The sequence below is a fragment of the Erythrobacter sp. RANMB8 genome (assembly GCF_056848235.1).
Genome location: NZ_JBREHG010000002.1, coordinates 500,010 through 512,653, shown reverse-complemented (window position 1 = coordinate 512,653; position 12,644 = coordinate 500,010). Strand labels below are relative to the sequence as shown.

Annotated in this window: 9 protein-coding genes and 1 tRNA gene; 2 read left to right on the top strand and 8 right to left on the bottom strand. The window is 66.4% G+C overall.

Going from position 1 to position 12,644, the window contains the following annotated elements:
* Nucleotides 1-3,495: an error-prone DNA polymerase gene (locus ACU0AG_RS05560; protein WP_482781262.1), complete on the top strand. Its 3,495-nt coding sequence runs from the start codon at nucleotides 1-3 to the stop codon at nucleotides 3,493-3,495.
* Between the two features lie 2 nt (nucleotides 3,496-3,497).
* Here the strand turns inward: ACU0AG_RS05560 and phoB are convergent, their stop codons facing one another.
* From phoB to recJ, 8 genes are all read right to left on the bottom strand, one after another.
* Nucleotides 3,498-4,187, bottom strand: coding sequence for a phosphate regulon transcriptional regulator PhoB (gene phoB / locus ACU0AG_RS05555; protein WP_482781261.1), 690 nt, complete (start codon nucleotides 4,185-4,187; stop codon nucleotides 3,498-3,500).
* Between the two features lie 270 nt (nucleotides 4,188-4,457).
* Nucleotides 4,458-5,126, bottom strand: coding sequence for a phosphate signaling complex protein PhoU (gene phoU / locus ACU0AG_RS05550; RefSeq protein WP_482781260.1), 669 nt, complete (start codon nucleotides 5,124-5,126; stop codon nucleotides 4,458-4,460).
* Nucleotides 5,126-5,893: a phosphate ABC transporter ATP-binding protein PstB gene (pstB, locus tag ACU0AG_RS05545; protein WP_482781402.1), complete on the bottom strand. Its 768-nt coding sequence runs from the start codon at nucleotides 5,891-5,893 to the stop codon at nucleotides 5,126-5,128. The genes phoU and pstB overlap by 1 nt, the downstream gene beginning before the upstream one ends.
* A 17-nt stretch (nucleotides 5,894-5,910) precedes the next feature.
* Nucleotides 5,911-7,200, bottom strand: a complete 1,290-nt coding sequence (gene pstA, locus ACU0AG_RS05540; RefSeq protein WP_482781259.1) for a phosphate ABC transporter permease PstA — start codon at nucleotides 7,198-7,200, stop codon at nucleotides 5,911-5,913.
* Complete coding sequence (gene pstC / locus ACU0AG_RS05535; protein WP_482781258.1) at nucleotides 7,197-8,582, bottom strand: phosphate ABC transporter permease subunit PstC; 1,386 nt, start codon at nucleotides 8,580-8,582, stop codon at nucleotides 7,197-7,199. Before pstC ends, pstA begins: the two co-directional genes overlap by 4 nt.
* Before the next feature lie 121 nt (nucleotides 8,583-8,703).
* Nucleotides 8,704-9,975 (bottom strand): sensor histidine kinase, encoded by a 1,272-nt coding sequence (locus tag ACU0AG_RS05530; RefSeq protein WP_482781257.1) that lies wholly within the window; start codon nucleotides 9,973-9,975, stop codon nucleotides 8,704-8,706.
* 99 nt (nucleotides 9,976-10,074) lie between these two features.
* A tRNA-Glu gene (locus ACU0AG_RS05525) sits at nucleotides 10,075-10,149 on the bottom strand.
* 94 nt (nucleotides 10,150-10,243) lie between these two features.
* Nucleotides 10,244-12,049 (bottom strand): single-stranded-DNA-specific exonuclease RecJ, encoded by a 1,806-nt coding sequence (gene recJ, locus ACU0AG_RS05520; RefSeq protein WP_482781256.1) that lies wholly within the window; start codon nucleotides 12,047-12,049, stop codon nucleotides 10,244-10,246.
* A gap of 82 nt (nucleotides 12,050-12,131) precedes the next feature.
* Between recJ and ACU0AG_RS05515 the strand changes: the two genes are divergently transcribed.
* Nucleotides 12,132-12,629, top strand: a complete 498-nt coding sequence (locus ACU0AG_RS05515) for a flavodoxin family protein (RefSeq protein ID WP_482781255.1) — start codon at nucleotides 12,132-12,134, stop codon at nucleotides 12,627-12,629.
* Nucleotides 12,630-12,644 lie beyond the last annotated feature (15 nt).

The following is a 12,644-nucleotide window of genomic DNA, read 5'->3' as shown; positions in this document are numbered from 1 at the left end:
ATGCCCGACGCCCCGCTCACCCCCGACAAGCGCAGGCTCGACATCGACCCCGATGGCGTCGCCGCTCCGTCGCGCGCGCCCTTCGTCGAGCTGGGGCTGGTCAGCTGCTTCAGCTTCCTGCGCGGCGCCTCGGACGCGGTCGATCTGGTGCTGGCTGCCCATGCGGCAGGCTATGACGCGCTGGGCATTGCCGACGTCAATTCGATGGCGGGCGTGGTGCGCATCCACACCGAGGCACGGACGCTCAAACTGCGCCCGGTGATCGGCTGCCGGATTGAGACGGTAGAGGGCCTCGCCTTCCTCGCCTACCCCGAAAACCGCGCCGCCTATGGCCGGTTGTGCCGCCTGATCAGCGCGGGCCGGATGCAGACGCTCAGCGGCGAATGGCAGGACAAGGGGGTGTGCGAGATCGACCTCGCGCTGCTCGCGGCGCACAGTGAAGGCGTGCAGCTGATCCTGCTGCCGCCGGATGATCTCGACGCCGCGTTCACCATCGCGGTGCCGAGCAACGTGATTCCCCTCCCGCTTGCGGGAGGGGCTAGGGGTGGGAGCGAGCGCAGCGAGCCTGAAGACAGGCCCACCCCCGACCCCTCCCGCAAGCGGGAGGGGAGTATTAGCGGCAGCCCCTTCGGCCCCACTGAATTCACAGCCCCCTTTGCCGACCTCCTCCCGCACCTCACCCGCCAGCTTCCCAGCCTGCGCCACATCGCTGCCAGCTACCTCTATCGCGGCGACGATATCGCCCGGATCGAGCGATTGGACGAACTCGCCCGCGCGCACGGCTTCGGCCTGCTCGCCACCAACGACGTCCACTACCACGCGCCCGAACGCCGTGCGTTGCAGGACGTGATGACCGCGATCCGCCACAAGACCACCGTCGCGGCGGCGGGCCACCTGCTCCACCCCAATGCCGAACGGCACCTGAAGTCGCCGCAGGAGATGCAGCGGCTGTTCGCGCGCTGGCCCCACGCCATCGCCGCTGCCCGCGAGGTGGCGGACCGGTGTCGCTTCAGCCTCGATGAACTGGCTTACGAATACCCCGAGGACATCTACCCCGACGGCCAGACCCCGCAGGCTTTCCTTGAGGCAGAGGTCTGGAAGGGGGCAGGGCGGCGTTACCCGGAAGGCCTGCCTGAAAGTGTGCGCGCCACGCTCGAACGCGAACTCGCGCTGATCGCCAAGCTCGATCTCGCCCGCTACTTCCTCACCATCAAGGACATCGTCGATTTCGCGCGGGGGTGCGATCCGCCGATCCTGTGTCAGGGACGGGGGAGCGCGGCCAACTCCGCGGTCTGTTACGTGCTGGGCATCACCAGTGTCGATCCGGCCAAGCACCAGCTGCTGTTCGATCGCTTCATCTCAGAAGAGCGCAAGGAACCGCCCGATATCGACGTCGATTTCGAGCACGAGCGGCGTGAGGAGGTGATCCAGTATATCTACCGCAAATATGGCCGCCACCGCGCCGGGCTGTGCGCGACGGTGATCCACTATCGCCCGCGCATGGCGATCCGCGAGGTGGGCAAGGCGATGGGCCTTTCCGAGGATGTCACCGGCGCGCTCGCCCGCACCGTGTGGGGCGGGTGGGGGCGCGAGATTTCCGAGAAGCACGCCGCTGAAACCGGGCTCGACATCACCGATCCCCACCTCAAACGGGTGCTGAAACTCACCGAACAGATGATCGGGATGCCGCGCCACTTGGGCCAGCATGTCGGCGGCTTCATCCTCACCGAAGGCGCCTTGAGCGAGACCGTGCCGATCGGCAACGGCGCCATGCCCGAACGCAGCTTCATCGAATGGGACAAGGACGATATCGAGGCGCTCGGTATCCTGAAAGTGGACGTGCTGGCGCTGGGGATGCTGACCTGCATCCGCAAATGCCTCGATCTCTTGGGGGCACACCATGGCCGCAATCTGACGCTGGCGAGCGTCCCGCGCGAGGATCCGGAGACTTACGCGATGCTGCGCCGCGGCGATTCGCTCGGGGTGTTCCAGGTCGAAAGCCGGGCGCAGATGAACATGCTGCCGCGCCTGCGTCCGAGGGAGTTCTACGATCTCGTCATCCAGGTCGCGATTGTGCGGCCCGGGCCGATTCAGGGCGACATGGTGCACCCCTATCTCAAGCGCCGCAGGGGTGCGGAGCCCGTCCAGATTCCCGCGCCCGCGCCCGAACACGGGCCGTCGGACGAGCTCACCAGCATCCTCGGGCGCACGCTGGGCGTGCCGATCTTTCAGGAACAGGCGATGAAGATCGCGCTGGATGCGGCGAAATTCTCCAGCCTCGAGGCCAACCGGTTGCGCAAGGCGATGGCGACCTTCCGCAGCCGCGGGATGGTGGACGAGCTTCAGGACATGATGGTGGAACGCATGGTCGCCCGCGGATATGACCGCGACTTTGCCCAACGCTGCTTCAACCAGATCAGGGGCTTCGGCGAATATGGCTTCCCCGAAAGCCACGCGGCGAGCTTTGCCCAGCTGGTCTATGTCTCAAGCTGGCTCAAGTGCCATTACCCGGCGGCCTTCGCCTGCGCGCTGCTCAATTCGCAGCCGATGGGCTTCTACGCGCCCGCCCAGATCGTGCGCGATGCGGCGGAGCACGGGGTGCGGGTGTTGCCGGTGGATGTGAACGCGAGCGGGTGGGATTGCACGCTGGAGGGCGGCGCGTTGCGCCTCGGCCTCAGACAGATTGACGGCCTGCCCGAACATGTCGCCGCCGCGCTGGTGAGTGCACGCGAGGCGGGCGGGGCGTTCCGTGATATTGCCGATCTGCGGGTGCGGGCAGGGCTGTCACCGGCCCATGTCGAACGGCTCGCCAGTGCCGATGCTTTCACCTCGCTGGGCCTCACCCGCAGGCAGGCCTTGTGGGATGCGCGAAGCCTGATTGCCGCGCCCGATCTGCCGCTGTTCCGCGCCGCAGGCGTGCGCGAGGAGGGGGCCGAGCGCGCCCGGATCGCGCTGCCTGCCATGCCGCTGTCGGAGGAGGTGGTGGCCGATTACCAGACCACCCGTCTGAGCCTCAAGGCGCACCCGCTCGCTTTCCTGCGCGCCGATCTTGCCCAGCGCGGGTTTGTGCGCGCCTGTGATCTGAGAGTGCGCAAGTTCCGCTCCATGGTGCAGGTGGCCGGCGTGGTGCTGATCCGCCAGCGGCCCGGCAGCGCCAAGGGCGTGACCTTCATCACGCTGGAGGATGAAACGGGGGTGGTGAACCTCGTGGTCTGGCCCGATCTCAAGGAGAAGCAGCGCAAGGTGGTGATGGGCGCGCGGCTGATGGAGGTGCGGGGAAGGGTCGAGTATGATGACGAGGTGATCCACGTCATCGCCGCCCACCTGACCGACGCAACCCACCGGCTTCACGCCCTGTCCGACGATCTGCTCGATGCCCCGCTCGCCCGGGCCGACGAGGTCAATCGCCCTATGCCGGATCGCGGGCCGCAACACGTGCCGGGCGGGCACCCGCGCGATGCCCGGATCATCCCGAAATCACGCGACTTTCATTAGTTTCAGGCCGGTTCGAGCGCATATCCCGCCGAGCGGACCGTGCGGATCGGGTCCTTCGCGCCATCGATGCCGATCGCCTTGCGCAGGCGGCGGATGTGCACATCGACCGTGCGCAATTCGATGTCCGACCCGTTGCCCCACACCCCGTCGAGCAACTGCCCGCGGCTGAACACGCGGCCGGGGCTTTCCATGAAGAATTTGAGCAGGCGGTATTCGGTCGGACCCAGTTGCAGGGCGCGGCCGCGGCGCTGCACCTTGTGCGCGACCGGATCGAGCTTGAGGTCGCCGACTTCGATCGTCTCGCCCGCCAGCGCGGGGCGGATGCGGCGCATGACGGCGGCGACGCGGGCCAGCAACTCGCGGGGGGAAAAGGGTTTTGTCAGGTAATCATCCGCACCGGTTTCCAGCCCGCGCACCCGGTCATCCTCGGCCTCGCGGGCGGTGAGCATGATGATCGGAACGTGGGCGGTTTCCTTGTCGCGGCGCAGGCGGCGGCACACCTCGATGCCGCTGGTGCCTTCGATCATCCAGTCGAGGATGATGAGATCGGGCACTTCCTCGCTGGCGAGGATCAGCGCCTCGTCCCCGTCGCCGGTGCAGCGCACGGCATAGCCTTCGTTCCTGAAACGGTATTCGAGCAGTTCCGACAGAGCGGGATCGTCTTCGACCAGCAGCAGTTTGGCAGCGGACATGCGCAGGGTGCCTCCTCAGGCCCGCAGGCGCGGGCAATGCCAGCGCCTATGTGTCACTTGCGCGACAGTTTGATGAAACCCGCCGGGTTTTCAACCACGCCCGAGCAAAGCTGCAATGTTTCACGTGAAACATGGCGCAAAATACCCCGAAAAGGGGCCTAAAAGGGGTCTATAGGGGGTCTAGACGGACCTAGACGGGGTCTGGGCTGTATCGACATTCAGATGATGACGCGCCATTTGCAGGCCGTCAGGGCTGAATGCCGATGCAGCTCAGCGGTCGCCTTCGGGCGGATAGGTCCCGGTCGCCGCAAAGTGCACCATTTCGGCCACGTTGGTCGCGTGATCGCCGATCCGTTCGATGTTGCGCGCCACAAACAGCAGCTGCGCCGCGCTCGAAATGGTCGAGGGATTTTCGACCATGTAGCTGACCAGATTGCGGAAGATCGAGTTGTAGAACCCGTCGACCTTGGCATCGGTGGCGATCACTTCGCGCGCCAGATCGGGATCGCGCGCGGCGTAGGCGGTGAGCACATCGTGCACCATCTCCCCCGCGAGTTCGCCCATCGTCGGCAGCAGGGTCAGCGGTTCGAACCGGGCGCGGCCTTCGATCATGCCGACCCGCTTGGCGATGTTCTTGGAATAGTCACCGATGCGTTCCAGCACCCCGCCGATCTTGAGCGCCGCGATCACCTCGCGCAGGTCATCCGCCATCGGTGCGCGCAGGGCGATGATCCGCACGGCGAGCTTGTCGACCTCCATTTCGAGCGCATCCATGCGCTTGTCGCGGGCCACCACCTGTTCGGCCAGCGCCTCGTCCCCGCGCACAAGTGCATCGAGCGATTCGGCGATGGCGACTTCGGCAAGGCCGCCCATCTCCGCGATCAGGCCGCGCAGCCGGGTGATGTCTTCATCGAATGCCTTGACGGTATGTTCAGCCATCAGCCGTAACGTCCTGTAATATAATCCTTCGTCCGCTCCTCGATGGGATTGGTGAAGATTTCCGAAGTGGGACCATACTCGACCATCTTGCCGAGGTGGAAGAAGGCGGTGCGCTGGCTCACGCGGGCGGCCTGCTGCATCGAGTGGGTGACGATCACGATCGCGTAACGCCCCGAAAGTTCATCGATCAACTCCTCGATCTTGGCGGTCGCGATCGGATCGAGCGCGCTCGCCGGTTCGTCCATCAGGATCACTTCGGGGTCAACCGCGATGGCGCGGGCAATGCACAGGCGCTGCTGCTGCCCGCCCGACAGGGCCGTGCCCGAATCGTCGAGCCGGTCCTTCACCTCGTCCCAAAGGCCTGCGCGGGTCAGCGAGCGTTCGACGATCACATCGAGATCGGCCTTCTTCTCGGCAAAGCCGTGGATTTTGGGGCCATAGGCGATGTTTTCGTAAATCGACTTGGGGAAGGGGTTGGGCTTCTGGAACACCATGCCGACGCGGGCACGCAGCTGCACCACGTCCATCCGGTCGGCGTGGATGTCTTCCCCGTCGAGCTCGATCAGGCCCGTTACGCGGGCCGCGCCGATGGTGTCGTTCATGCGGTTGAAGCACCGCAGGAAGGTCGATTTGCCGCAGCCCGAAGGGCCGATGAAGGCGGTGACGTAGTTGGGCGAGATGTCGATCGAAACCTCGTCGATCGCCTTCTTGTCGCCGTAATAGACGCAGACGTCGCGGGCGCGGATCTTCGCGCTTTCGTCGGTCATGTTGGGATGGATTACAGTCACCAGCGTTTCTCGAACTTGTTGCGGAGGTAGATGGCAAGGCCGTTCATGGCGAGCAGGAACACCAGCAGCACGATGATAGCCGCGCTGGTGCGTTCCACAAAGCCGCGATCGATTTCGTCGGACCACAGGAAGATCTGCATCGGCAGCACGGTCGCAGGGGCGGTAAAGCCTTCGGGCGGAGTGGCGACAAAGGCGCGCATCCCGATCAGCAGCAGCGGCGCGGTTTCGCCCAGCGCACGGGCCATGCCGATGATGGTGCCGGTCAGCATCCCCGGCAATGCCAGCGGCAGCACGTGATGGAACACCACCTGCACCGGCGAGGCACCGATGGCGAGCGCGCCGTCACGGATCGAGGGCGGCACCGCCTTGATCGCGTTGCGGCCCGAAATGACGATCACCGGCATGGTCATCAGCGCCAGCGTCATCCCGCCGATCAGCGGCGCCGATCTGAGGTTGGGGAAGATCGCGAGGAACACCGCCAGCCCCAGCAGGCCGAAAATGATCGAAGGCACGGCGGCAAGGTTGCTGATCGACACTTCGATGATGTCGGTCCAGCGGTTCTTGGGCGCGTATTCTTCGAGATAGAGCGCCGAGAGCACCCCGATCGGGAAGGCCAGCACCAGCGTGACCAGCATGGTCAGCATCGAACCCTTGAGCGCGCCCCATATGCCGACCGCCTGCGGGCTGGTCGCATCAGAACGTGCGAGGAAGCCCCAGTCCCAGTTGCGCGCCAGCTTGCCCTCGGCCGACAGCCGCTTGGCAAGCGCCTGCATTTCGGGCGAGCCTTCGCCCTGGAGCCCGGCAGCGAGCGCGGATGTGGTGGGCAGTTCGAAATTCGCGCTGCGTTCGATCAGCGAGGGATCGGTGGTGAGCGCGGCGGCGACATCGCGCCAGCCATCGGTGGAAATCTCCGCCGCTGCATCCGCGCCCAGCTGCTGTTCGGCGTAGAATTCGATGACATCGGGCAGGCCCTGCATTTCCAGCGTCTGCACCGCGCTCGGCGCGGTCAGCGAGTTGGCATCGCCGGTGATGCCGCTTTCGGGAAAGTCGATGGTGACCGCCAGCTCGGCGCGCTGGAACCCGCCGATGCCGTTGGACAGCATGTTGCCCAGCAGGAACACCAGCACCGAAAGCGAAAAGGCGACCGCGGCCAGCCCCAGCAGGCGGAAATTGCGTTCGGCGCGGTAACGCTTCGCCAGCCGCGCTTCGAATGCGGGGGTGCGGGTGGGGCGCTCGCTTGCGGCGGCGGTGCCGGCATCAGGGGCGGAAGGTGCAAGAGTGCTCATTCGTAAGCCTCGCGGAAACGCTTGACCACGCGCAGGGCGATGAAGTTGAGCGCCAGCGTCACCATGAACAGCACGAAGCCCAGGGCGAAGGCGCTGAGGGTGGCGGGGTGATCGGTGCTCTGTTCGCCGGTCAGCAGTTTGACGATCTGCACCGTCACGGTGGACATCGGCTCAAGCGGGTTGGCGGTGAGGTTGGCGGCAGGCGAGGCGGCCATCACTACGATCATCGTCTCGCCAATGGCGCGGCTGACCGCGAGCATGATCCCGGCGACGATGCCCGGCAATGCGGCGGGGAACAGCACCTTGCGGATCGTTTCGGACTTGGTGGCGCCCATCGCGAGGCTCCCGTCGCGCATCGCGCCGGGCACGGCTGCCATCGAATCGTCCGCCATCGAGGAAACGAAGGGGATGATCATCACCCCCATCACCACGCCGGCTGCGAGCGCGCTTTCGGTCGAGGCGCTGGTGATGCCGATTGCCACCGCCGCATCGCGGATAATCGGGGCGAGCGTCAGCGCGGCGAAATAGCCATAGACCACGGTGGGCACGCCCGCGAGGATCTCCAGCAGCGGCTTCACCCATGCGCGCACCCGCGGATCGGCATATTGGGTGAGGTAGATCGCGCTCATCAGGCCGAGCGGAATCGCCACGATCATGGCGATGATCGCACCAATGAAGATCGTCCCCCAGAACAGCGGCACCGCGCCATAACGCGAGGCGTCGGTCGCTTCGGGGCTGACCATGGTGTCCGGACCCCAGACGGCCCCGAACAGGAAATCGATCGGCGAGACATAGCCGAAGAACCGCACCGTCTCGAACACGAGGCTGCCGAAAATGCCGAGCGTGGTCAGGATCGCGACCAGCGAGGCGATCAGCAGGATCATCATCACCGCCCGTTCGACTCGCGTGCGGGCGCTGAAATCGGGGCGCAGCCGCAGGAAGGCAATGGCCCCGCCGCTGAGCGCGACCAGCACTGTCACCACAACGCCGATGATCGAATAGCGGCTGTTGGCCTCGCGGAACGGGGCGATCAGGGCCTCGGCCTCTTCGTTGAACACGCCCGGCGCCTGGCCGAGCGCGACCGCACGGGCTTCGGCAAGGAAGGCGTCGCGTTCGAACCCGAAGGCGGGCAGCGCCTCTGCGGCGGAGGAGGCGAGCACCGATTGCAGCACCAGCTGCGGGGCAATCGCGGTCCAGATCACCACGAACAGCAGCACCGGGATCACCACCCACAGCGCCACATACCAGGCGTGATAGACCGGGCGCGATGCCGGGCGCTGTGCGGGATCGGCCGAGGCAAAGCTCCACGCCTTGGCCCGTCCGGCCAGCCATCCGGCAAGTCCGAGACCAATCGCAATCAGGATCAGCGTGATCGGCGACATGAAGAAGACCTGTGTTTCCTGCAGGGGGAGCGCAAACCGGAGCCAACCGGCAACGCCCCTGCGCCCCGGCCCTTATGCCATGGCGGGCCCATGTTGAAGAAATAAGACACTAGTGTGACAGTTATTGCGATTGCTGCGGTTGCCCGGCCTGTTCGGGGACGGACGGATCGGGATTTTCGTTGTCGGCCTGTGTTTCGTCGATCTGTGTTTCGGCGAGCGGGAACCGCGCGACCACCCGCGTGCCTTTGCCCAGCTCGCTGGTGATGTCGAGCCGCCCGCGGTGGCGTTCCACAATATGCTTCACGATCGCAAGGCCAAGCCCGGTGCCGCCCGATGCGCGGCTGCGACCCGGATCGGTGCGATAGAAGCGCCGCGTGAGGTGCGGGATCTGTTCGGGCGCGATGCCTTCGCCCTGATCGGCCACGGCGATGCGTGCCTGATCGGCCTGCGCCAGATCGAGCGTCACCGCCACCGGCGTATCGGGCGCGCCATATTTGAACGCGTTGTCGACCAGATTGCGCACCACCTGTTCCAGCTGCTGGCGATCGCCCAGCACGCAGGGCTGCGCGGCAATGTCGATCTGCAAGCGTTCGAACCGGTTCGATCCGGCGGCGTCGCGTGCGGCACGCTCCACCAGCGCGGCGAGGTCGATCCGCTCGGTCGGCAGATCGTGCTTTTCCGCCTCGACCCGCGACAGGCTCATCAGATCGCTGACCAGCGCCTGAAGCCGCTGCGCCTCGCGCGCGATGATGCCGAGAAACTTCTGCGCGGTGGGGGTGTCGATCCTGCCGTCGCCTTCCTGCAGGGTTTCGACATAGCCGATGATCGCGGCCAGCGGCGTGCGCAATTCGTGGCTGGCATTGGCGACGAAATCGGTGTGGGCGCGGCTGATGTCGGCTTCGGCCGTCTGGTTGATGAATTCGAGCATCGCCAGCCGGTCGTCGATCGACTGGCGGTTGATCTGCCAGATATCCCCCCGCCGCACGAGCCCGCGCACGATCGCCTCGCTCTGGCGGATATTGTTGAGCAGCGAGATCGCCTCGGGCTGGCGCAGCGCGACGCGGGTGTCCTGGCCGACAACATGCGGGCCGATGATGCGGCGCGCGGCGCGGTTGGCGATGGCGATGGTGTTGCGATCGGTGATCAGCAGCGGCGTGGTGGAGTTTTCGACCAGATCGCGAATCGAATCGAGGCTGACCGGCTGCTTGGTCCGCGCGCGGGGCGGCTCCGGCGGGCGCCCTGCGGCAAGCAACAGCGACCCGACCCACACCACCAGCACCGCGAGCGCGACCACGAAGTCGATTCCCGTCAGCAGCATCGCGAGAAAGGTGACAGTCGCCAGCGCAATGCCTGCGATCGGAAGATTCTGGCCGCTGCCCATGGGCGAGGCCATTACAGCCAGACCGGCGCGGTGGGAAGCGGCGAGCAGTGCCAACGTAAACGAAAAAGGGCGGCAAAGCCGAAGCCTGCCGCCCTTTTCAGTCGCTACCGATGGTGACCCCTACGGGAATCGAACCCGTGTTTCAGCCGTGAAAGGGCCGCGTCCTAACCGCTAGACGAAGGGGCCGTCTCGGTTGCGAGAGCGCGCCTTTAGGGGGGGCTTGCGAGCCGGTCAACCCCCGTATGCAAGCCTTCGCGGAAAAATCTCGCAAGTGCCCGTGTCAGTCGGCAAAAGCCGCGTCTTCGAGATGCAGTTCAGCGGCCGGGCGCGTGCCCCAGTCGTCCAGCTTCACGCGCCCAGCGAGGTGGAATCGCCGCCCGCTGCTGCGGTGGAGCAGGGTTTGCGCCATTTCGGTTTCGGCAGCGCGGAAGGCGATCGCCTTGAAGCTGCGCCCGTCATTGCCGCTGGCGACCACGCGCAGGTGATCCTTGCCGACAATGTCCGCCTTCACGATCCGCACCGGCCCGACCGCGATTCGCGGCGCGGGCCAGCCGACGCCGTAAGGCCCTGCGGCCTCCAGCGTCTCGACCAGATCGGGGGTCAGCCCGCCCGGCGCCAGCGCTAGATCGAGCAGCATCGCCTGTCCGGCGCGGGCACGCTCGACATCGCGGGCCAGCCGGGTGTCGAGGAATTCCGCGAAATCGGCGAGCCGTGCCGCATCGATCGTCAGCCCCGCCGCCATCGCATGCCCGCCGCCTGCGACCAGCAGCCCGGCCTCGCGTGCGGCGATGATCGCAGCGCCAAGATCGACTCCGCTGATCGAGCGGCCGCTTCCCTTCCCTTGGCCTTTGCCCTGCGTCTCGTCCAGCGCGATCACCACGGCGGGCTTGCCGGTCTTTTCCTTGATCCGTCCGGCGACAATACCGATCACGCCGGGGTGCCAGCCATGGCCCGACAGCACCTGAACGGCCATATTGTGCTGGCCCGCCAGCTGCGCCTCGGCGGCTTCCTGCACCGCGGCTTCGATGGCGCGGCGTTCCTCGTTCAGCTGCGAAAGCTGCGCGGCGATTTCGCGGGCTTCTTCCGGGTCGGAAGTGGTGAGCAGCCGCACGCCCAGAGTCGATTCGCCGATCCGCCCGCCGGCATTGATGCGCGGGCCGAGCGCGAAGCCGAGGTCGCTGCACTGGGGCGCGCGGTTGAGGCGGCTTGCATCCATCAGCGCCGCCATGCCGATCCGTTCGCGCTTTGCCAGCACCTTGAGCCCCTGCGCCACGAAGGCGCGGTTGAGGCCGTGGAGCGCGGCGACATCGGCCACCGTTCCCAGGGCCACCAGATCGAGCAGGCCCATCAGATCGGGCTCGCGCCGCTGTTCGAACCAGCCTTTCCCGCGCAATTCGCGCACCAGCGCGATGGCGAGCAGGAAGGCGACGCCCACCGCGGCAAGGTGCCCATGCGCCGCGCCCAGATCGCTCTCGTCAAGGCGGTTGGGGTTGACCAGCGCGGCGGCGGGCGGAAGTTCGGGCGAGCATTTGTGGTGATCGACCACAATCACATCGATGCCCGCAGCCTTGGCCATGCCCAGCGCCTCATGCGCCATCGCCCCGCAATCGACCGTGACGATCAGCTGCGATCCGCTTTCCGCCAGTTTCACCAGCGCCTCGCCTGATGGGCCATAGCCTTCGAGCAGGCGGTCGGGGATGTAGTAACCCGCTTCGTGGCCCAGTTGCCGCAGCAGTTCCACCAGCAGCGCCGCGCTGGTCGCGCCATCGACATCGTAATCGCCGTAAATCGTCACCCGCTCGCCGTTCATCACGCATTGCGCCAGGCGCCGGGCGGCGGCGTCCATGTCGCGGAAGGTCGAAGGATCGGGCAGGAAGGCACGCATGGTCGGGCGGGCATGACGTTCGAGATCGTCTTCGGCCACGCCGCGGGTCAGCAGCAGCTGATCGAGGATCGTGCGATCCAGCCCGTGGGTCTCTGCCAGTTCCATATTGCCGCCGCGCCAGCGCCAGGCCTTGCCCGAAAGCGAGGCGGTGACACCCAGAACCGGGGCAAGGGCAGGGGGATGAAGCGGGGAGGTGGCCATGGGGCGCTTGTATCCCAATCCCCTCGTTGCCGACAGGCTTGCGCGGTTGACAATCGACAGGTGCGCGGGGAAGCCTTTGCCGATGGCCGAAAATCCCGCTCCGCCGCATCTGCTGATCATCTGGCACAGCCGCACCGGCGCAAGCGCTGCGATGGCGCAGGCGGCGGCTGCCGGGGCGGGGGACAGCGCAAGGCTGGTCGCGGCGGACGATGTCGGTCCTGCCATGCTGCTGGCCGGCGCGGGCTACATCTTCTGCTGTCCGGAAAATCTCGGCAGCATGAGCGGCGCGATGAAGGAGATGTTCGACCGCTGCTATTACCCCGTGCTCGGCCGGATCGAGGGGCGCGCCTACGCCAGCATGATCGCGGCCGGATCCGACGGTGCGGGGGCGCAGCGGCAGATCGACCGGATCGTGACAGGCTGGCGGCTGCGGCGCGTGGCCGACCCGCTGATCGTGGGCCTCGGGGCGCAGACTCCGGAACAGATTGCCGCGCCCAAACATGTGCCGCAGGCGGATTTGCAAGCCTGCCGCGATCTTGGCGCGGCGCTTGCCGAAGGGCTGCGGATCGGGGTGTTCTGATCCCCTGCGGATAGG

What these genes read in the sequence shown, in the direction of transcription:
- pstA (WP_482781259.1), bottom strand. Translation starts at nt 7,200, where the DNA reads ATGAGCACTCTTGCACCTTCCGCCCCTGATGCCGGCACCGCCGCCGCA.
- ACU0AG_RS05515 (WP_482781255.1), top strand. Translation starts at nt 12,132, where the DNA reads ATGGCCGAAAATCCCGCTCCGCCGCATCTGCTGATCATCTGGCACAGC.
- ACU0AG_RS05560 (WP_482781262.1), top strand. Translation starts at nt 1, where the DNA reads ATGCCCGACGCCCCGCTCACCCCCGACAAGCGCAGGCTCGACATCGAC.
- ACU0AG_RS05530 (WP_482781257.1), bottom strand. Translation starts at nt 9,975, where the DNA reads ATGGCCTCGCCCATGGGCAGCGGCCAGAATCTTCCGATCGCAGGCATT.
- phoU (WP_482781260.1), bottom strand. Translation starts at nt 5,126, where the DNA reads ATGGCTGAACATACCGTCAAGGCATTCGATGAAGACATCACCCGGCTG.
- pstB (WP_482781402.1), bottom strand. Translation starts at nt 5,893, where the DNA reads ATGACCGACGAAAGCGCGAAGATCCGCGCCCGCGACGTCTGCGTCTAT.
- phoB (WP_482781261.1), bottom strand. Translation starts at nt 4,187, where the DNA reads ATGTCCGCTGCCAAACTGCTGCTGGTCGAAGACGATCCCGCTCTGTCG.
- pstC (WP_482781258.1), bottom strand. Translation starts at nt 8,582, where the DNA reads ATGTCGCCGATCACGCTGATCCTGATTGCGATTGGTCTCGGACTTGCC.
- recJ (WP_482781256.1), bottom strand. Translation starts at nt 12,049, where the DNA reads ATGGCCACCTCCCCGCTTCATCCCCCTGCCCTTGCCCCGGTTCTGGGT.